This is a genomic window from Alcanivorax sp. 97CO-5 (assembly GCF_000524665.1).
Lineage (GTDB): Bacteria > Pseudomonadota > Gammaproteobacteria > Pseudomonadales > Alcanivoracaceae > Alcanivorax > Alcanivorax borkumensis.
Genome location: NZ_KI965904.1, coordinates 138,963 through 159,172, shown reverse-complemented (window position 1 = coordinate 159,172; position 20,210 = coordinate 138,963). Strand labels below are relative to the sequence as shown.

13 protein-coding genes are annotated in these 20,210 nt (G+C 52.4%); 6 read left to right on the top strand and 7 right to left on the bottom strand.

Translation table 11 applies throughout. The features are described 5' to 3' along the window. Positions 1-7 precede the first annotated feature (7 nt). Together Y017_RS11320 and Y017_RS11315 are read right to left on the bottom strand one after the other, a co-directional pair. Positions 8-1,987, bottom strand: coding sequence for a DDE-type integrase/transposase/recombinase (locus tag Y017_RS11320; RefSeq protein WP_035460859.1), 1,980 nt, complete (start codon positions 1,985-1,987; stop codon positions 8-10). Positions 1,988-2,003: 16 nt separating this feature from the next. Next, positions 2,004-2,762, bottom strand: coding sequence for a hypothetical protein (locus Y017_RS11315; RefSeq protein ID WP_035460857.1), 759 nt, complete (start codon positions 2,760-2,762; stop codon positions 2,004-2,006). Positions 2,763-3,023: 261 nt separating this feature from the next. Here Y017_RS11315 and Y017_RS11310 point away from each other — a divergent pair, with 261 nt between their 5' ends. Beyond that, the gene (locus Y017_RS11310; RefSeq protein WP_035460855.1) at positions 3,024-3,602 is read left to right on the top strand and encodes a restriction endonuclease subunit S; all 579 of its coding nucleotides are present in this window, start codon (positions 3,024-3,026) and stop codon (positions 3,600-3,602) included. A 64-nt stretch (positions 3,603-3,666) separates the two neighbouring features. Here Y017_RS11310 and Y017_RS11305 read toward each other — a convergent pair whose 3' ends face one another. The 4 genes from Y017_RS11305 to Y017_RS11290 all read right to left on the bottom strand — a co-directional run bounded on the left by Y017_RS11305 (position 3,667) and on the right by Y017_RS11290 (position 11,820). Next, complete coding sequence (locus tag Y017_RS11305) at positions 3,667-6,981, bottom strand: hypothetical protein (protein ID WP_035460854.1); 3,315 nt, start codon at positions 6,979-6,981, stop codon at positions 3,667-3,669. A 1-nt stretch (position 6,982) separates the two neighbouring features. After that, the gene (locus Y017_RS11300) at positions 6,983-7,300 is read right to left on the bottom strand and encodes a hypothetical protein (protein ID WP_035460852.1); all 318 of its coding nucleotides are present in this window, start codon (positions 7,298-7,300) and stop codon (positions 6,983-6,985) included. A 194-nt stretch (positions 7,301-7,494) separates the two neighbouring features. Continuing rightward, positions 7,495-8,787, bottom strand: coding sequence for a ribonucleotide-diphosphate reductase subunit beta (locus Y017_RS11295; protein WP_011587995.1), 1,293 nt, complete (start codon positions 8,785-8,787; stop codon positions 7,495-7,497). A gap of 144 nt (positions 8,788-8,931) precedes the next feature. Continuing rightward, positions 8,932-11,820: a ribonucleoside-diphosphate reductase subunit alpha gene (locus tag Y017_RS11290; RefSeq protein WP_011587996.1), complete on the bottom strand. Its 2,889-nt coding sequence runs from the start codon at positions 11,818-11,820 to the stop codon at positions 8,932-8,934. Positions 11,821-12,493: 673 nt separating this feature from the next. Here Y017_RS11290 and Y017_RS11285 point away from each other — a divergent pair. From Y017_RS11285 to Y017_RS11265, 5 genes are all read left to right on the top strand, one after another. Then, positions 12,494-13,216 (top strand): response regulator, encoded by a 723-nt coding sequence (locus tag Y017_RS11285; RefSeq protein WP_011587997.1) that lies wholly within the window; start codon positions 12,494-12,496, stop codon positions 13,214-13,216. Between the two features lie 45 nt (positions 13,217-13,261). Beyond that, positions 13,262-14,887, top strand: a complete 1,626-nt coding sequence (locus tag Y017_RS11280; protein WP_011587998.1) for an ATP-binding protein — start codon at positions 13,262-13,264, stop codon at positions 14,885-14,887. A gap of 188 nt (positions 14,888-15,075) precedes the next feature. After that, entirely contained in the window at positions 15,076-16,569 is a 1,494-nt protein-coding gene (glpK, locus tag Y017_RS11275) for a glycerol kinase GlpK (RefSeq protein WP_011587999.1), read from the top strand. A gap of 197 nt (positions 16,570-16,766) precedes the next feature. Further along, positions 16,767-17,870, top strand: coding sequence for a diguanylate cyclase (locus Y017_RS11270; RefSeq protein ID WP_035460850.1), 1,104 nt, complete (start codon positions 16,767-16,769; stop codon positions 17,868-17,870). Next, positions 17,867-18,970, top strand: coding sequence for a GGDEF domain-containing protein (locus Y017_RS11265; RefSeq protein WP_035460848.1), 1,104 nt, complete (start codon positions 17,867-17,869; stop codon positions 18,968-18,970). Before Y017_RS11270 ends, Y017_RS11265 begins: the two co-directional genes overlap by 4 nt. Positions 18,971-19,110: 140 nt before the next feature. Here the strand turns inward: Y017_RS11265 and Y017_RS11260 are convergent, their stop codons facing one another. After that, a complete protein-coding gene (locus Y017_RS11260) occupies positions 19,111-20,160 on the bottom strand; it encodes an ABC transporter ATP-binding protein (protein WP_035460847.1) in 1,050 nt (349 codons plus the stop codon). Between the last annotated feature and the right edge of the window lie 50 nt (positions 20,161-20,210).

The window sequence follows — 20,210 nt, the reverse complement described above, 5'->3', positions numbered from 1 at the left end:
AGTTCCCTCAGTAATCCGCTTCGGAATCGAAGTCGTCACCTAAATCATTCAAGAAGTTCTCATCTTGGGAGTTCTCCTCATCAAGGATTTCCTTGTAGCTGACCTGATCCTGAAAATTGCCCTTGGAAGAGCGTTCGGCAGACTCGCGCAGCTGGCTTTTCTTGCGTTTACTCTGGCCTGCTTCTCGTTTGTCTTCCGCAAGCTTGCGTTCAAGTGCGTAACGAAGACCGAGTGACTCGGCTCGGTTTTTCAGCGCCTTGCCTCTGGCACGCAGGTTGGCCCGCACTTTCTTGTGAACGTCCATGGTTAGACCGGTTTGATAAGCCGGATCTACCGGATCGCAGATGATGAAGGAATGCAGATCTTGTGGGTCTGAAACGTAAACTTGAGTGAGATCATGCTCGTTGTAACGAAGGAGTACCTCAGGAGATTTGCCTTCGGATCCTCCACGGACAACGGCCTTTGCACGCATTTTGAAGTTCAGATGAGGAAGACTGGGTGCTGTCCAGAGAAGGTTGTAGAGTCGTACGCGACCTCCGTTGATACGAACACGTGTCGATTTAGTGCCAAATTTCTGAGCTTCATCGAAGGGGAGCGTTCTTGGCGTGCTTTCAGGTGTGCTAACGACGTTCTCCCAAAAGAGGCGGGGAGTATCTTCCAGTCCACGGTGGTACTCGTCGTGATAGGCACCGAGAAACTCTTCCCACCGCTCATTGAGCGTCTCAATGTTGTAGATGGCATGCTCCTCTGCGTCATAATCACCCCTTTCCTGGGGATTAGACTGGGTGGTGCCTTCCAATTGGTGAAAGAGGTACTCATTCGCCGTACGAAAGAAACGCTCACAGAAGGATTTCCCTTTTGGGGTTCGCGGTGGTGCAAACTCAACACGGGATCCAAACGTCCTGATCTGTGTGCAAAGCTCGCCATTTACGAACTCTGAGCCATTGTCCACCACCATCATCGAAGGAACACAGCGGTACGGATAGCCGTCGGCGCCAATGGCATTACGGTATACGCGGGAAAATTTGGCGGCACTGGGCGCAGTAGAGGATAAGTCCCAGGCGATGATGCAGCGAGTGTAGACGTCAATCATGACCATCAACCAAGGGCGGTAGCAATGGTCGAGCTTTTCGTCGTAGACCATCACATCCGCTCGAGTGCAGTCCACTTCCACACGCCCGCCAATGAACTCCGGGTAGCCGATATGTTTGCCGTAGCCAGCCAAGCGGCGGGTATGATGTTTGCCGAGGCGCTTTGAGAGCACTTCAAAGTGGTCGGATTCCTCGATGCGGCGCACGAAGGTGCGGTAGGAGGGCATCATGCTCTTTGCTTGGTCAATAGAGATCATGAATTCTGCCTGAGCTTCAGCCAGGAGCGTTCGATAGGCTTGGGTCATCCGGGGTTTTCGGTCATTCGCGTAGCAATTGAGAATGACCTTGGTCACGAGCTTCTCAATATTCTCTGGATACTGGCGTGCCCGGTACTGGGTGCGGCTATCTTTTCGTACGAAACAGCTGAAGTCCCCCGCGCTGAGGTACTGCCGGCGCCACTTCTGAACGGTTGCCGGCTTCTGCGCAGGTTTTGGGCTGAGCTTGTGTTCCTCGAGAAACTGTTCGTTTTGACGTTCGCAGAATGAAAGAAACTCTTTGTAAGCCTTTTTCCTACTGCAGTTGGCATGCGCAAGAGAAATTGTCGCGCCTGCACAGCAGCGCTCGAAATCCCGTCGTTCAGCCGGAGATAGGTCATAGATGTCCATCAAGTCCTGCTTTCGCGGAATGACATGCCGAATCAGGGATGCTCGGCCTTCCTCATTCAGGTCGGCGAGATAAGAGATTGGCATTTTTCTGATCTGCTCTCCGTTCACCTGGCTAAGGCGCACGATATCTGTGCTCCCAGCATTCAGGTGGGTGCATTCCCAGTCGAGACCATCGACGCGTACGCGGGAGCCGACGTGGATGTCAGTAATCTTGGCGTTGATGCTGTTCATGGCAATCCTCCTTGAGTTAAACGAGGGAAATTTCGAAGTTGGGGCCGAATGGGGTTGAAAATCTGGCCCGGATTGAACCTGACACGAGTCCGCATGCGGTGCCGCGGCGGGCAACGTCCTGATCCAGGTGTCTGAGGTCTTTCATTTGTGCGGTGCCGCCCAAGCGTTGGAGTTCTCGCTCAACGGCCACTTGTGTCTCGGCTAGGTAGTCCTCGGGTGCCGCGAGGAATCCATAGAGGAATCTGTAGGTGTCTATTTGGGGCTGAACTCGAATGTCCTCATCGGTGACGACGCGGAATTCGACTCCTTGGGCGGCCAGTGCTTGTCGCAGGATGGCGTGGCGCTCGCGATGAATTTTCGCCTCGGCAACCGGTTTGGGTTTGCAATCCACCACGTAGGCCGGGGCGCTGTGGGGGAAAACGATGTGATCGGGGGTGAATGAGGCGAAGCCATAATCCTGGCCTCCCAGCAGCTTGCAGGGTTGGCAGGCATAAACCTCAATATCGGTATCAAACTCCAGGCTCAAGCAGTAGTCGGCTTCAAGCCGGCCTTCCAGAATATGGAGGTAGTCCTTGCTGCTTCCGAAGGTCTTGCGGGCTTTTTGAGAGGGGAATAGGACTTTCCATGGGCCACCTTGGCGGCCATGGGGAATGCGAAACTGCGGGGAGTGCCTGGCGGCTTCAATAGCAGTATGGATGTCTTCGATGGAGAAGACGCTTTGGCGGCGGGTGTTTCTTTTAGGCGCACGGGTGCGCTTCGCTGACGATAAAGTCATCGACGGGGCTCCTAGTCATTTACATGCCAGAGTGAGCGCCGCCGATGTACGACGGCGTTTTAGTTAACGCGTATTCGTATTCGCATATTTATCGTCTTTAATTTCACTAATGTGCTGAGGGATAGTTGCCTCAGTTTTTCACACCCTATCACTTGCGGTTTTGGTTGTCAAGAATAACTTCTTCTAAAGTTCAATATTGTGTGGATAAAATGCAAATAAAAATATATATTTTCTGATATATAAAATAGAGGTCGGCAGGATATGAAGCGAAAATTAGGTGATCTTGCAGAGATCTCGCTGGGTTTTGCCGTGCAGAGTTCGGTGAAGCCCGATCCCGATGGGAATGTGAGAATCGTGCGCCCGTCTAATGGTAATGATCAGCTGTTGATTGACTGGGAGGGCGTGGTGCGTACGTCTTTGCCGCCAAAGCGAAAGCTGCGCTACCTTCAGAATGGGGATGTGCTGTTCCAGGCGATAGGCAAGGAGCACCCAGCCTATCTGGTAGAGGGTGTGCCTGAAGGCCCGCCTGCTATCGCCCATCAGCATTTCATACTGATCAGGGCGCATTCTGACTGGCTGGATACAGGATTTCTGGCGCTGGTGCTGAACTCTGATTCGGCCCAGGCGTTTTTTCGAGAGAGGGCATCTGGGGCGAGTGGCAAGGTGATAAATCAGGGGGTTCTGAAGGAGTTTGAGGTGCCATGCCTGCCTCTGCCGGAACAGCTGCAGTGGGTTCAGCGCTGGCGGCAGAGGTGTGCAGAAATAGCGGTTTTGCGCGTGAGCATTGAGGCTATCGATTCCCGGTTCAGTGCGGGTTTTGAGGTTGAGTTACGCGGATAGCGGCATGTGTTTTTATCAGGGTTTCTTATGATTTGGTATGTAAGGAGGGCATCAAGAAAATTGGCTATTGAAAGCTGGCTTGGTGGTCTAAGGCGGTTTTTATCTTGTCAATGCTTAAAAAGTGCCCTCTGGCGAATTGCGTAGCAAGGAAGTCAATTAAAGCTAAGTTTTTCTCTACACATTTAAATCTAATGAATAGGTGGTTTAAAAGAGATGCCAGCTTTTCCTCGGGTGATTTTCCCCCCTCTGTTGAGATTATGGCATAAAAACATGAGAAAATGAGGTGCTCTATGAAGCTCTCATTTGTGGCGCACTCTGTTCTTGACCCTTTCCAAATAGGGTGATCTCTGTAGATGGTTTTAAGTAAGGCTCTTGTCGCTATAACAGATATAAAATTTGTCAACTCTTCTTGGTTTTTAAAAGGATTTGGATACTTCCTTATGAGACGAGAAAGGAAGTAATGATCAAAATGATCATCTGAGCTTGAAAGTTCAATCATCTCTTGAAGAGGGATTGGGCGTGGGAGGTTGGCGCTTATATGCAGATAAATCCCGGTTTTCTTCTCGGATAGGTCGGTGGAGGAAATTAAATCAAGCAGAAATGTACTGGCATCAATTGTTTTGCAATTCATTTGGTTAAAGAGATGGGCAAACATTGGGTCGATGCAAAACCAGGGGATGTCGTTTGCTACTGATAAAATCAGACTGGATAGAATTGATTGGTCGATTGAGTCGGAAATTGATGCGATCTCTTCAGGAATGTCGCACAGTTCTGGGTGTGCTTCCTCGCAGATATCAAGCAGAATATTGATTCCCTTTTGGGTGAATCCAACTCGTTTCATTCGCTCATGTGAGTCTTCTGACCATATCTTCCCTTTCTCGGTGACCCCAATTGTTTTGAGTGATGGTTGTTTGATTTCGGTAGCCCAGCGCTCAAGAAGCTCTCGGGTTTCTTTGGTTATAACGCATTTAGTGTTTTTCTGTGCCAGGGAAGAGACCGCGCCTGTTATGCTGAGCAGTAGAGCTGAATATGTGTCAATTACAATTACGTCAGGGTCTTTAATTCCAAAATTTGGAAGTGAGTGCTTGAAAGATTGGGCTGAGCAGAGGTGGTCAAAGGCATTCTGCACAGGATCTCCGTTCCCTAATAAGTATCCTTTCATGAAGAGCGGTATTTTGGGGTCTTGAGGCAGCTCTTTTGGGGTTTGTGCATCAATTATTTTTATTGTCCTTAAAAGCTGTTCAATGCTTTCTTCAGGGGTTTCCCCTTCAAATGAAAAAAACGAGTCGAAGCCAAAATTATTGGCCTGTCTGATTTGTGACGCTATTTGGAAAGCTGCAAGCAGTGGTGGGATTCGAGCTATTTCGGTGATTTCACTCATCCCAATAGTTGTATCCTGACCCTCTTCTAAAACCTCAAACATGGGGGTGTCTGGTTTGATTATCTTTCGAGAGTGTGTTGAGTCGTCTCTATTTGCGATAAAGCAATAATCTTTAACCCCATTCTTCTTGAAAGTGTATGCAGGTATCTCGTCTCCAATATAAAGCGGAGTGGTTGCGGCTTTCGGGTTTTCGGTGATTCTTCTTAAATAAAAATTGGTGACAGTCTCTGATGTTTTCTCAGGGTCGTCCAGGAACCACCGTAAAATTGTTTTTTCTGCTAATTCGGGGTCGTAGTAGTCGGAGATTGCGAAAAGTAATTTTAAAGAAATGGGGTTGTGATTTTGGATTGTTTGACTAGGAATAGAGGAAAGAAAGTCTCGAAGCTCGATCTTGTCCAAATCATATCTTATGTATAGGTATACAAGGTGCCAATTATTCTGTGGTGATTCTGGGGATAGTTCCAGGGCCCTTTTCGTTGCCCTTTGAGCTTCACTGATTTTTCCTTGGTGCTCTAGGAGAAGGCTCTCTAAGATCCAGCAAAAGCTGTTTCTTAAATTTTCATTTATTCTGGATAGGATCGTTTCTAAGCTTTTGAATTGATTGCTGGAGTGCAGTGCTCTCATGTGACTCAGCATTAACTCAGATGGCCATAAATCCTCTTCAATTATATGGGATTTGGTGAGTCTGGCAGCTTGCTCGGCTAAGCCAATGTCGACGAGCTTTTCCGATAGGGGCGTGAGCCGCTGAGGGTTGATGTCTTTTATCTCATCGGCATATAGGTTGTTGAATTCAATGCACTGCTGACGAATTTCTTGATTGGTTTCCGGTTTGTTGTCATATGACGCACAGAGTAATTCAAGCATTGCAAAGTGCTTTTGTATGCCGGAAGCATCAATGCTGCCCCCGCTGTTCGTCCACCGCCGAATTGTCGTGCTATCAGCGAACATGCACATCAATACCCCATCCTCGGGGGACAGAGATGTACAGTTTTCCAGCTCACGAATTAATTGTTCTCTAAAGCCGTTATCTTTTGACGCTCTAGCAATCTTCCCTTCAATGTTATCGCTATACTCTGGATTTGCTTCATTTTCGTTCCGCATAGACTTGGCGGTATCGGGTATGTGCTTCTCGAGGTTGTTGATGTTTTTCCACATGGAGTTGGCCAGGATTTGGCTCTCTCCAAGGCAATACCTTAAAATTCCTTGGGCTAATTCGGCTATTCTCTTGTCTTTGCCAAAAGATAGGTCAATTAGTTCGGAGGTTTCTTCTGCCAGATCAAGAATGCATTTTCTTTGCGCAGCTGATGTTTTCCAGTAGTGATTGGGAGCGGCTACCAGTGTCTCATTGAATTTTGTGACGGCAACTAAAAATCTAGCGTTTAGAGACGGGGATTGTGTGTTTAATGTGGTTGCCGCTTCTGCTGAATATGAAAAATCTTGGTTCCTAATTAGTCCCCGAGTGATTGCGCTTAATATACTTTCAGAGCCATAAGATCCTTCTGCTATCAGCTTGTCTCGAAGTTCATCTGTGGTGGCTAAATGTTCTAGATAAAATCCGGCCGTTAACGTTCCAGGGGTTTCGAGGGTTTCGTAGAATGACTGTGCCGTTTCAGCATCTTGCCTTTTCATGATGAAAAGACATTTTGCGTATCTGCCAAGGTCTAATGCGAGGGGGGTTGAGTGTGACTCTATGAGGCTCTCTATCGGCTCTAAGTTTTTGCTTGTTTCTCCGGATTCAATTAGCTCTATAATTATGGATGCTGTGTCTAATATGAAGTCTGATTCTGCGGTTAGATTGCTGGGAGTCTTAAGCGTGGAGATGGCTTTTCTCGCAGTTTCATACTCTCGATAGGTGATATTTTTAAGTATCGCCCTTATGGTTTTTTCTAGATCTACAGCCGAAGTGGCAGTTATTTGGTTCGTGACATGGTTGTCGCCAATGCCAGTGTGCAACTGGGTTGTGGTGTTGGAGGTTGCGTTTTCAGACTTTTTCGACATTTTAACTATTGTTGATGGTTACATTGTTGTTGCCGTTGCCGTTGTGAACTTGGGAGATCCTGGTCTGATTCGATGGCTGTATTGACGCTATTAATTCTTGGATTTTCTTGTTTGATAAGAGTTCTAATTCGATGTCTTTCTCGCTCATTTGAGCGTTAATATTTAAGTGGCTTAATTCGTGCTCAATTTTTTCCGCTTGGTTTTGACTCAATGCCCAGTCCTTGAGCCAATATTTGAGATTGTTGGCAGATATTTTCGCTGATTGCTTAAGCATGTCGTAAAGGATGCCAGAAAAGACTGCGGAAGTTATAACGTCCATTGTATTACCCTCCTTCTTAAAATTGAGCTCTCTGCTTTTTTGATTTGCGTAACGGCCAAAAGGTGGCGTCAGTTGTATTAATTAATGATGGGTGCTGACATAAAGATTGTAACTTGTTGATTTTTAAAGAGGGCACGAGATCCTCTAATGGCAAACGTGCCCTCTCTAATGGCAACTCACAACAAATCACACTGTTATTCCCAGGAGAGTGCGCCGCCCACCTGGTATTCGGTGACCCGGGTTTCGAAGAAGTTTTTCTCTTTACGCAGGTCCATGATTTCGCTCATCCACGGGAACGGGTTGTTCACGCCTTTGAACTGTTCTGGCAGGCCCAGTTGGGCCAGGCGGCGGTTGGCGATGAACTGCAGGTATTCTTCCATCATCGCGGCATTCATGCCGAGTACACCGCGTGGCATTGTGTCGCGGGCGTATTGAATTTCCAGCTCGGTGCCTTCCAGAATCATCTGGGTGGCTTTGTCGCGCATCTGGGCATCCCACAGGTGCGGGTTTTCCAGTTTGATCTGGTTGATCACGTCGATGCCGAAGTTCACGTGCATGGATTCGTCACGAAGGATGTATTGAAACTGTTCGGCCACGCCGGTCATTTTGTTGCGGCGACCCATGGACAGAATTTGGGTGAAGCCGCAGTAGAAGAAGATGCCTTCCAGTACGCAGTAGAACGCGATCAGGTTTTCCAGCAGTGCTTTGTCGGTTTCCGGGGTGCCGGTAGTGAACTCCGGGTCGGATAGGTCTCGGGTATACTGGATGCCCCACTGGGCCTTCTTGGCTACGGACGGAATCTCCTGGTACATGTTGAAAATTTCGCCTTCATCCATGCCCAGTGATTCGATGCAGTACTGGTAAGCGTGGGTGTGGATGGCTTCTTCAAAAGACTGACGCAGGATGTACTGGCGACATTCTGGATTGGTGATTAGGCGGTAGATGGCCAGCACCAAGTTGTTGGCCACCAGGGAGTCGGCAGTGGCAAAGAAACCCAGGTTACGCTTGACGATGCGACGCTCGTCGTCGGTGAGGCCGTCGGCCTTTTTCCACAACGCCAGGTCGGCGTTCATGTTCACTTCCTGAGGCATCCAGTGGTTGGCGCAGCCATCCAAGTATTTCTGCCAGGCCCAGTCATATTTGAAGGGAACTAATTGGTTCAGGTCGGCGCGGCAGTTGATCATGCGCTTGTCGTCAACTTCTACGCGGCCAGCGGCCCCTTCCAGTTCGGCAACGCCGTCTTCTATGTCCATCTTTGCCACGGAGGCCTGGGCGCGGGCTACCGCGTCTGAGGCGGCTCGGGCGGCGGCGGTGTTGTCTCGTCGCTGCTGCTCGATTCCATCATCCGCAGTACTTCCCGTTCCCGGTGCTTTAGCTTCAGGTGACGCTTGGTCAGATACCGCCTTAGGTTCCGGCGGCGTTGCGGGTGTGGGCTGCGGTTTGGCGACAGGCGTCTCTTGCGCATTGAATTCGTCCCAGCTCAGCATGTGTTCTCTCCATATTCCATTACAAGTTTGGTGGTGTTGATTCACCGCTTGCGTATTCTTTATGCCAGCGTGCACGCTTCACGTTTCATGTGGGTACGCAGGAAAATGCGTGCTGCATGGCGCGTGATAGCGTGCGAGCGTCTCTTATTGGCAGGCTTCGCAGTCAGGTTCGTCGATGGAACAAGCTTTGGGTACGTCGGCGGCCTGATTGAATTCAGCTGGCGTTTCTGGCCCGGAGGAAACCTGGTTCAATTTGCCATCACTGATGGTGGACTTTTCGGTCTGGGTGGCACCGATGGCGCGCAGGTAATAGGTGGTTTTCAAACCCAGCAACCAGGCCATTTTGTAGGTCACGTCCAGCTTCTTGCCGTTTGCTTCGGCAATGTACAGGTTCAGGGATTGAGCCTGATCGATCCATTTTTGGCGACGGCTTGCTGCTTCTACCAACCAGCGCGGTTCCACTTCGAAGGCGGTACGGAACTGTTCTTTCAGGTCAGCCGGAATACGTTCGATGGGTTGTGCGGAGCCATCGTAGTATTTCAGGTCGTTGACCATGACGTTGTCCCACAGGCCGCGTTCTTTAAGCGCCTTAACCAAGTAAGGGTTGACCACGGTGAATTCGCCGGACAGGTTCGATTTCACGTATAGGTTTTGGTACGTGGGCTCAATGGACTGAGAAACCCCGGTGATGTTGGCGATGGTTGCTGTCGGTGCAATGGCCATCACGTTGGAGTTGCGCATGCCTTTCTTGGCCATGGCGCGCACGCTGTCCCAGTCCAGGGTCTGGCTGCGGTCCACCTTGCAGTAATCTTCGCCACGTTGCTTGACCAGAATATCGATGGAGTCGATGGGCAATATGCCCTGGCTCCATAGGGAGCCGTCGAAGGTCTGGTAGGCACCGCGTTCTTCCGCCAGTTTGGCGGAGGCTTGGATGGCGTAGTAGCTCACCGCTTCCATGGAGGTATCGGCGAAGGTCACCGCATCGCTGGAAGCATAGCTGATGCCCTGCTTATACAGTGCGTCCTGGAAGCCCATGATGCCCAGGCCCACCGGGCGGTGCTTCATGTTGGAACGCTTCGCTTGGGGCACGCTGTAGTAGTTGATGTCGATCACGTTATCGAGCATGCGCACGGCGGTGTTAATGGTGCTTTGCAGTTTTTCGATATTCAGACCGTTTTCGTCCACGTGCTGGGCCAGGTTTACGGAGCCCAGGTTACATACGGCGATTTCTTCTTGGTTGGTGTTCAGGGTGATTTCGGTGCACAGGTTGGAGGAGTGCACTACGCCCACGTGCTGCTGCGGGCTGCGCAGGTTGCACGGATCTTTAAAGGTGAACCAAGGGTGGCCTGTTTCAAACAGCATGGAGAGCATCTTGCGCCACAGGTTGATGGCGGGCAGTCGCTTGAACAGTTTCAGTTCGCCGCTGCGGGTTTTGGCTTCGTATTCTGTATACGCTTTTTCGAATGCCTCACCGTACAGGTCGTGCAGGTCTGGCGTGTCGTTGGGGCTGAACAGAGTCCAGTCTTCCTCGTTAATCACGCGTTTCATGAACAGGTCGGGAATCCAGTTGGCGCTGTTCATATCGTGGGTACGACGACGGTCATCACCGGTGTTTTTACGCAGCTCCAGAAACTCTTCGATGTCCATGTGCCAGGTTTCTAGGTAGGCACAGACGGCGCCTTTGCGCTTGCCGCCTTGGTTAACGGCCACGGCGGTATCGTTGACCACTTTAAGGAAAGGAACCACGCCCTGTGAGCGGCCGTTGGTGCCTTTAATGTAAGCGCCCAGTGCGCGCACGGGGGTCCAGTCGTTACCCAGCCCGCCGGCAAACTTGGAGAGCATGGCGTTATCTTGAATGGCGCCGTAGATGCCGTGTAGATCATCCGGCACGGTGGTCAAGTAGCAGCTGGATAGCTGCGGGCGCAGAGTGCCGGCGTTGAACAGGGTCGGCGTGGAGCTCATGTAATCGAAGCTGGATAGCAGGTTATAGAACTCGATGGCGCGCGCTTCACGGTTATCTTCTTCCGCTGCCAGGCCCATGGCCACACGCATAAAGAAGCACTGGGGTAGTTCGATGCGGGTGTCGTTATGGTGAATGAAGTAGCGGTCATACAGGGTTTGCAGGCCCAGGTAGGAAAACTGCAGATCGCGATTGCCATCTAGGGCCGCGCCTAGCGCGTCTAGGTCGTACTCGGCTAGTTGCGGAGACAGCAGTTCCAGCTCGATGCCTTTGCTGATGTAGGCTTTCAATGCATCACTATAGAGGGCATTCATTTCATCGTGGCTGGCACGTTCGGCCACGCGCAGAAACTGCAGTGCTTCGGCGCGGATTTTGTCCATCAGCAGGCGAGCGGTCACCTGGGAATAGTTCGGCTCCACTTCGATCATGGTGCGGGCGGTGATCACCATGGAGGTGTTCACGTCGTGGATGGAGACGCCGTCGTACAGGTTCTTCACGGTTTCAGTGATGATCTTATCGGCGTTCACGTCTTCCAGGCCGGAACAGGCTGCGCGGATCAGGTGCTCAAGGCGTGCCATGTCCAGCGGTGCTTTGCTTCCGTCTTCCATGGTGACAGACATATCCACTTGGTGAGTCGGTGCGGGCAGGTCTGTGCTTTTCTGTTCGGCAGCGCGTTTGGAGGCTCGCTGTTCGCGATACAGCACGTAATCACGGGCGACTTTCTGTTCGCCGTTGCGCATTAGGGCTAGTTCAACTTGATCTTGAATTTCTTCGATGTGGATGGTGCCGCCGGAAGGCATGCGACGTTTGAAGGTGGCGGAGACCTGCTCGGTAAGGCGAGCTACGGTTTCATGGATGCGGGACGATGCAGCGGCGGTGCCGCCTTCGACAGCAAGGAAAGCTTTGCTAATGGCAACGGTGATCTTGTCGTCATCGTAGCCCACGACCTTGCCATTGCGCTTGATGACGCGTAGCTGGCCGGGCGCTGTGCTGGCAATGCTCTGGTCCTGATCGTTGCTGTCGCTGGCAGGGGAGCCAGCGTTCTGTGGGTTCTGGCTCATATCCGTCTGCATGGTGCCCTCTCCATTGTTTGTGCTTTAGCTGTCTGTGTTTGTGTGCTGTGAACCTGGCGGCTTCACTACGCAAAACGCCATGGCCGTACGGCCATGGCGCGTTAAATCGTGTTTTAGGTAATGCATGGTGGGGTCGTGAGCGCACGAACCACAAGATGTTGTGTCTTATTCATGACGTAATTTTCCCCCTTGCTTGTCAGGAAAGTGCTAAATCGCTGATGAGATTGCACTTTCCGGTGCGATAGACTGCTTTGTCTTGGGGAGGCGTTAGCTTTATAAAAACCCAACATGTTGGGGTGCGCGCCTGACTCTGGTACAAGGTATAGTTGTGCTTACTTATTTGCAAGCACTTCACCTGGGGAAATCTTGTGGATAACTTGTGGGGCAATGTGAGTGCATTGAGAAGGCTTTTTTTGGGGCATGCCACACTAGATATAGTGTTTGTTAATGGGGGTGCTCTTGCAGATTGTTGTATATAAGGCGTCTATATTGGGAGAAGTATGGGAAAACCACAGGGGCGTTGTTGTCTGTATGATGAGCCGCCTGAGAGGTTGCCGTGTACAACGCGTATGCGTATAAACATACGATAGAGATACGTTTGTTACAGTTTGCCGGGTTGGCGTTGGAACAAAACGACAATAACGATACAAATTTCAAGAAGGATAAGGACGGGATGACAACTGTGCAGGATAACCCGCCAGCCATCATGATCGTAGAAGACGATGAGCGTCTTGCCGATTTAACCTGTGAATACCTGCAAAGCAATGGCCTTGGTGTGACGGTAGTCAGCGACGGTGAAGAAGCTATTCGCCGTATTCGTGCGGATCAGCCGGATCTGGTGGTGCTAGATTTGATGCTGCCCGGTGCCGACGGCCTGACGGTATGTCGTGAAGTGCGCAGTGCCTATAAGAATCCCATTCTCATGCTTACCGCTCGCACCGATGATATGGATCAGGTGCTGGGCTTGGAAATGGGCGCCGATGATTACGTGGCCAAGCCGGTTAAACCCCGGGTGTTGTTGGCGCGGATCCGTGCCTTGTTACGTCGAGTGGAAACGGATAGTGAGCGTGATAATTCACCGGCACGCTTGGAATTCGGTGCCTTAGTGATCGATAACTCTGCCCGCGAAGTGACTTTGGCCGGCGATTCGGTGGATCTTACCAGTGCGGAATACGATTTGCTTTGGCTGCTAGCGTCCAACGCGGGCACGGTGCTGTCACGGGAAACAATTTTCGAGAAACTGCGGGGCATTCAATATGACGGGCAAGACCGCTCTATTGATGTGCGTATTTCCAGGATTCGCCCTAAAGTGGGGGACGATCCAGAAAACCCCAAGCGCATCAAAACGGTACGCTCCAAGGGGTATCTGTTCGTCAAGGAAATCGGCGCAATATAACGGCTGAGTTGGTCGTTGCGGCGCAGGGATGACGCTGGGTGATGTTTGAATAGTATTTTCCTGAGGCTCTACGGGGGCTTGTTGCTGGCGCTGTGTTTGATCGGCGCCATCACCTATGGTGCGGTGGAGCTGGTGAACAGTTACCGATCCGACCTGTACCGTGAAAAGATGGCCCGGGGTACCTTCTTTCTGATGGCGGAAGGCTACCAGCATTATGAGGTTGGCGACCGCGATCGCTGGAGTCAGGTGCTTAGCAAGCTGTTCAGTGCCGAGATCGCGCTGCTCTCCAGTGATGATCTGGCGCTGGGGTATCGGGAACGTTTGCACCTTGAAGACGGCCTTGTGGTGATGCGTCTGAATGACGATGCGGGCTACGCCGATGTCTTGTTTCAGCTTCCTGGCGAAGATGTCTATATCAACACGCGGATGACCAAGGTGTCTGAACAACAGGCGCGGGCTACGGCTGTGTTGATCCTTCATTATTTGTCCCATTTCCAAGAATCAGAGTGGGATCAGGCGTTGACTACTTTGCAGCGTCAGTTCGGTTACCCTCTGACGTTGCTGCAGCGCGATGATGTCTCTCTGGATGATGAGCAAGAACAGCGACTCGGGCGCCGTGAGGTGGTTATTGCTCTTGACGACAGTACTCGCAATGATTCCAGTATCCGGATTTATGCGCCGGTGGCACAAACCGATAAATTGTTGGTGCTTGGCCCGCTGAGCTTGTTTGACCGGTTTCCTATTGAGTTGCTGTTGATTGCTGGTATTACCAGCTTGTTGGCGGTGGCGCTGGCCACTTATCTACAGGTGAGCCCCCTGCAGCGGCGACTCAAGAGGCTTGATAAGGCGGTGAGTCAGTTGGGCAGTGGGGACCTGGGAGCCTATGCCAATATCGAAGGCAGTGATGCCATCGGGCAGGTGGCAGCAACCTTTAATGGTATGACGGCACATATTCGTCGTTTGATTGAGTCACAGCGAGAGATGACTCGCGCAGTGAGCCATGAATTACGCACCCCGGTGGCGCGGTTGCGTTTTGGGCTGGAGATGCTTGCCGATATTGAGTCGGCGGAGCGTCGCCGTGAAAAGCTCAATGCTATGGATCAAGATATCGAACAGCTGGATCAGCTGATTGACGAAATCCTTACCTATGCTCGCTTGGAGCAAGGCACTCCTAATATTGAATTCAAACCGGTGGTGATTGGCGAATTGTGCGAACAGCTGCGCGATGAGTTGGAAACCATTCGTGATGAAACGGTCATCACCGTGAACAACGCTTGCCCGACCCTCAAAGTGGAAGCGGAGGAACGCTATCTGCATCGGGTGCTTCAGAACTTGGTGACCAATGCCTTGCGCTACGCTAAATCCCATATTGTTATGCGGGTTGAGGAGAGTGATGATCTGGTGTTCATTCATGTGGATGACGACGGCCCGGGGATTCCAGAGCACGAACGCGAGCGGGTGTTTAAACCCTTTGCCCGTTTGGATAAGAGCCGCCACCGGGCCAGCGGTGGGTACGGTTTGGGTTTGTCCATTGTGAAACGTATTGTGGATTGGCACGGAGGCGGGATTTGCGTGGATGAAAGCCCGCAAGGTGGTGCCCGCTTTACCGTGACCTTGCCCAAGGATCAGCAGGGCCAGCATGTGCTAGGGCGGGTGAACGAACTTCATTGAATAGGGAAAGCTTAAATGTTCCTCTATTTAGGCCTTTGCACAAAGCCGCTGGTAGCCGATAAGGTCTATTGGGTTGGCCGTTATTGTGCAATGTGTCATCCGGTCTTCATTTAAAATACGCTTTCTATGCTATCTCGTGGCATTTGTTTGATTTCTACCCCCATATGCATAACAAGGTTAGCCGAGCCATGCCTTATATCCTTTCCATCGACCAGGGCACTACCAGTTCAAGGGCGATTGTGTTCGACGCCAATGGGCACGCTTGCGGGCAGGCTCAGAAAGAGTTTCGCCAGTATTTTCCCGAGGATGGCTGGGTGGAACACGACGCCATGGAAATCTGGAATGATACCTTGGCCATGTGTCAGCAAGCCTTGCGCAATGCCCGGGTAGAAGCGCAGCAATTGGTGGCCATTGGTATTACCAATCAGCGTGAAACTACGGTGTTGTGGGATCGCGAAACCGGTGACCCGTTGGCCCGGGCAATTGTTTGGCAGGATCGTCGTACGGCGTCTACCTGTGAAGCGTTGCGTGATCAGGGTCATGAAAATCAGGTGCGTAGCAAAACAGGTTTGTTGCTGGATCCATACTTCTCCGCTACCAAGTTGGCCTGGTTGCTGGATAACGTCCCCAATGCGCGTCAGCGTGCAGAAGCCGGAGAGTTGGCTTTTGGCACTATCGATAGCTGGCTGTTGTGGCAGCTGACCCGTGGCAAGGTGCACGCTACTGACGCCACCAATGCGTCGCGTACCTTATTGTTCAATATTCATGAGCAATGCTGGGATGAAGAGCTGCTGACATTATTCAATGTGCCTGCATCGGTATTGCCCGACGTGCGCGACAGTGCCGCTGATTTCGGTACCACCTGCCCGGAATTGTTGGGCGCGGCGGTGCCGGTGACCGGTATTGCCGGTGATCAGCAGGCGGCGTTGGTGGGGCAGGCTTGTTTTGCTCCGGGGATGGTGAAAAGCACCTATGGCACCGGCTGCTTTATGGTCATGAATACGGGTGAGGCGGTGGAATCCCATAACCGCTTACTGACCACCGTGGGCTATCGCCTCAATGGCAAAACCACCTATGCACTGGAGGGCTCTATTTTTGTGGCTGGAGCGGCGATTCAGTGGCTACGAGATGGCTTGCATTTAATTCGGGATGCCAGAGAAACCGAAGCCCTGGCCCGCCGCGTCGGTTCTGCCGGAGGCGTGTATCTGGTGCCGGCCTTTACTGGCTTGGGCGCACCGTGGTGGGACCCCCATGCTCGGGGAGCCTTAATGGGGTTGACCCGTGATACTGGGATTGCCGAGGTGGTCACCGCGGGGCTGGAGGCCGTGTGTTATCAATCGCGGGATTTGCTGGATGCTATGGCGGCGGATTGTGGCACCCGGCCGACCACCCTGCGGGTGGATGGTGGAATGGTGGTGAATAACTGGCTGAGCCAGACCTTGTCGGATGTGCTGGGCGTCTGTGTGGACCGACCGGTAGTCACCGAAACCACGGCCTTGGGGGCTGCCTATCTGGCTGGCCTGGGGGTCGGGTTGTATGCATCACTGGAATCCATAGCAGAGCAATGGCGTTGTGAACGGGGCTTTTCCCCCGCGCTGGCTGAGCCGGAGCGGCAGAAGCGCTATCAAGGGTGGCGGGATGCGGTGGCTCGAGTTTGTCAGACCTCACGGGGTGCTAATTGATGGCTAACTTGCATAAATGTTAAGGATTTCGCTGGCAGTAAAGAGCGCTTTATAACGATGGACGGTTCGGTTTTGGGGATGATCAAACTGTGACGTAGTCGACATTCAGTATTATTATTAGCACATCAATAATAATATTATGCTACCAGTTGGTGCGATTGCTAATGGGGAGGGTTGCACCAACTCAGGAATCCGGCATGGATCAAACGTTAACGCTTCACCCTGTGGCTTTGCAGTCCCAACAGCTGCGCCGCGTGCGGTTTGCGATCCTAGCGGGTGGCGGTGCCCATACTCTACTTTGTTGGATCGCTTTACAGCTGGATTTTTTCCGGGGTGGAGAGTTCCTTTTCTATTCTCTTTTTGCCGGCATTTGGGCGGGTCATCTTCTCTTTATTCTATTCATGCTGATGGGGCTGAATCGCCGTTTGGCGGAGCCTTCCATGATTATGCCGTTAATGGTGTGGTCGACCACCGGGTTGCTAATAACGGCGTTATTCGTGGATCAGGTACGCCTGTGTGTCATGCTGCTTTTCTTCGCCATTGTTCAGCTTGGGGTGTTTCAGGCGTCGTTGCGGCAGTTCATGGCGCTGGCCAGTTATTGCGTGTTGGGCTACGCAATTGTGCTGGGGGTTATTTGTGTGTACTGGCCGGAAGCGATTGATGCCCGGGGCGAGTGGATTCAGTGGGGGTTGTTTAGTGTCATGGTGGTGGCGGCCATGTTGTTGGCGTCTGAAATTTCCACTATTCGGTTCCAATTGGGCAGGCGTAATCAGCAGTTAGCAGAAATTGTCGAGCGCATTCACGAGATGGCAGTGAAAGATGAATTGACCGGTTTCTATCGTCGCCGCCATGCCATGGAGCTATTAAATAATGCGTGCGGACAGTCTGCCCGCGGGGCGTACCAGTTGGCGGTGGTATACCTGGATTTGGATCACTTCAAGAGAACCAATGACCAGTATGGCCACCGTATGGGCGATGCGGTCTTGCAGCGTTTTGCGGATGTGGCCCGTCGCCACCTGACCAAGCAGGATTTGGCCGCCCGGCTGGGGGGGGAGGAATTCATGTTGGTGCTACCAGTGAGTGACCAGGAGGAGGCACGTAACTTAGTGGAAGGTATTCTGATGAGCATGCGCAGCCAGCGTTTTCAAGATGCTCCGGGGCTGATGGTGACGGTGTCCGGGGGGTTGGCCATGCGGGCGGATGGTGAAACTCCCGCACAACTGATTAAGCGAGCCGATCTCGCCTTGTATCGGGCCAAGGAAACCGGACGCGATAAACTGATCATCGGGGAAACCGAATGAAGCATGCTTTGCATCAGGCGGAAAAGCTGAGATTGAGCGAGAAACGCTTGATGCAAAGGCATAGTCGTTCTGCCATGGTAATCATCGCTATGCACACCCTATTGTGCGTGGTTTATTTTCAGCTTGGCTACATGGATATCTCGCTGACGGAGGCGTTGGTGCTGGCTTTGCTGGTCTGGGGCTCTCTGTTGGCTTACCAGCTGCTGATGGCAACAGGCATCACCTTTAGGCTGCGTGAGCCGAGCTTATCGTTACCGTTAATCCTGTATTTTATCGGCGTGTTCATGGTGTCGGGCTATTACGTGGATGAGTTTCGGCTCAGCGTGGTAACGCTATTTTTTGCCGCGTTATTGTTAGTGTCGTTTCGGCTCAGTGGCAAAGTCATGGTGGCAGTGGCGTTTATGGCCAGTGCGGCCTATGCGTTGATGCTGTGGCTGGCTCTGCAGGATCGTTGGGTACACTTGAGTCTGTCAGTGGAGCTGTTGCAATGGTTGGTATTTGCCATGATTTCGGTGAGTTTTGCCGTCACCGGTGGCAGTATTAATCGCCTTCGCGACGCTCTGGTCGATAAAAATCGTGACCTCGCCAATGCAGTGAAAAAGGTACGGGAAATGGCCATTCGTGATGACCTCACTGGCCTGTTTAACCGCCGCCACTTACTGGAAATTCTGGAGCGCCAGAGGGCTTTGTTCAGCAGTAAGAGCGTGCCGTTTGCGGTGTGTTACGTGGATCTTGACCACTTTAAGAAAATTAATGATCGTCATGGCCATGACTGGGGCGATCGAGTGCTGCGTCAGTTTTCCGAGATGGCGTTGTCGGGAATGCGTGATGGCGATCACTTTGGCCGCTTGGGTGGCGAAGAGTTTCTGCTGGTGTTGCCGCAGAGTGACGCCCAAGGTGCTTTACTGGTGGCAGAACGCTTGCGCTTGCGTTGGCGCGAACAACGCTTCGATGCTCAAGGTGGGCCGGCGATAGTCAGCCTGTCTGTGGGCGTGGCGGCTTACCAGGAGGGAGAGAGCGTGGACGAGTTGCTTAACCGGGCGGATCAGGGCTTATATAGGGCAAAGGCCGGGGGGCGGGACCAGAGCCGAGTTGCATGAGTTGAAAGTCGAACAATGCGATCAGCGGGCTCCGCTAGACGATAAACTCCTGTGCCGCAGAGCAAGTCATTTACGATGGAAAGGGTCTCATTGTTGTAGCGCAGGCCAATATGCACTTTGCATGGTTAGCACTTCAACGTTCAATGCGTTTCGAACGCTACCAGATGCTTGGTTCCCAGCCGGACATGAAGATTGTCGCCTTCTACCACATTGGTGTGGCTGTCTGTTTGGCAGAGCAGGGTTTCTTTGGCGCCGACTCTTAGGTGGTAGAGGATGCTTGCACCGGTGAATTGGCGGCGGGTGACGGGTAGGGCCAGAGGAGCGGATTCGTCGGCGATCACATCTTCCGGTCGTAGCAGAACTTCCACCTCGGTGCCGGGTTGCAGGGGTACGCGGCTGCGCCCGGTCACATCGCCAAGGCTAGTGTGAACGGTGTTACCGTCGTGCACCGTGCCGTGCAGGAAGGTGCCGTAACCGGCGAATTCTGCCACGAAACGATTCGCCGGGGCGTGGTAGATATTGTAGGGGGTATCCCATTGTTCTAGCCGGCCTTGCTGCATGACCCCCACCCGATCGGCCAACGCAAAGGCTTCTTCTTGGTCATGGGTTACCAGCAAGGTGGTGACTTTTTCCTGACGGAGAATATCGCCTAATTCTTGGGCCAGCGACCGGCGTAGATCCAAATCCAGGCTAGCAAAGGGTTCGTCCAGCAACAGCAGGGCTGGCTGGGGGGCCAGTGCTCGGGCTAGGGCGACGCGCTGTTGTTGCCCGCCGGAAAGTTCGTGAGGGTAGCGTTGATCAAGGCCGCCAAGGCGCACTCGTTGCAGGCAGGCTTGCACGCGTTCCTGGCGTTGCGAGCGGCTTTGGTGCCGCAGGCCGAAGGCTACGTTGTCGGCCACGGTAAGGTGGGGGAAAAGGGCATGTTCCTGAAACACCATGCCCAGGCCACGCTGGTTGGGTGGTAGTTGTTGGTGGGGGCCGGAGACGGTTTTGCCCAGAATGCTGATGGAGCCGGAGGTTACTGGTTCCAGCCCGGCAATGGCGCGCAGGGTGGTGGTTTTTCCGCAACCACTTGGGCCGAGCAGGCACGCGATTTCCCCGGCGGCCAGCGTCAGGCTCAGGTCATTGACGACGGTCTGCTGGTGGTAGCCGCAGGCCAGATGATTGAGGCTAAGCAGTGGTTCTTTCATGATTGCGCAGCTCTAGGCTGCACGCAACACGCAAACGTATGCGTGTGAGG

What these genes read in the sequence shown, in the direction of transcription:
- Y017_RS11310 (WP_035460855.1), top strand. Translation starts at nt 3,024, where the DNA reads ATGAAGCGAAAATTAGGTGATCTTGCAGAGATCTCGCTGGGTTTTGCC.
- Y017_RS11265 (WP_035460848.1), top strand. Translation starts at nt 17,867, where the DNA reads ATGAAGCATGCTTTGCATCAGGCGGAAAAGCTGAGATTGAGCGAGAAA.
- Y017_RS11260 (WP_035460847.1), bottom strand. Translation starts at nt 20,160, where the DNA reads ATGAAAGAACCACTGCTTAGCCTCAATCATCTGGCCTGCGGCTACCAC.
- Y017_RS11270 (WP_035460850.1), top strand. Translation starts at nt 16,767, where the DNA reads ATGGATCAAACGTTAACGCTTCACCCTGTGGCTTTGCAGTCCCAACAG.
- Y017_RS11285 (WP_011587997.1), top strand. Translation starts at nt 12,494, where the DNA reads ATGACAACTGTGCAGGATAACCCGCCAGCCATCATGATCGTAGAAGAC.
- glpK (WP_011587999.1), top strand. Translation starts at nt 15,076, where the DNA reads ATGCCTTATATCCTTTCCATCGACCAGGGCACTACCAGTTCAAGGGCG.
- Y017_RS11300 (WP_035460852.1), bottom strand. Translation starts at nt 7,300, where the DNA reads ATGGACGTTATAACTTCCGCAGTCTTTTCTGGCATCCTTTACGACATG.
- Y017_RS11320 (WP_035460859.1), bottom strand. Translation starts at nt 1,987, where the DNA reads ATGAACAGCATCAACGCCAAGATTACTGACATCCACGTCGGCTCCCGC.
- Y017_RS11295 (WP_011587995.1), bottom strand. Translation starts at nt 8,787, where the DNA reads ATGCTGAGCTGGGACGAATTCAATGCGCAAGAGACGCCTGTCGCCAAA.
- Y017_RS11305 (WP_035460854.1), bottom strand. Translation starts at nt 6,981, where the DNA reads ATGTCGAAAAAGTCTGAAAACGCAACCTCCAACACCACAACCCAGTTG.
- Y017_RS11290 (WP_011587996.1), bottom strand. Translation starts at nt 11,820, where the DNA reads ATGCAGACGGATATGAGCCAGAACCCACAGAACGCTGGCTCCCCTGCC.
- Y017_RS11315 (WP_035460857.1), bottom strand. Translation starts at nt 2,762, where the DNA reads ATGACTTTATCGTCAGCGAAGCGCACCCGTGCGCCTAAAAGAAACACC.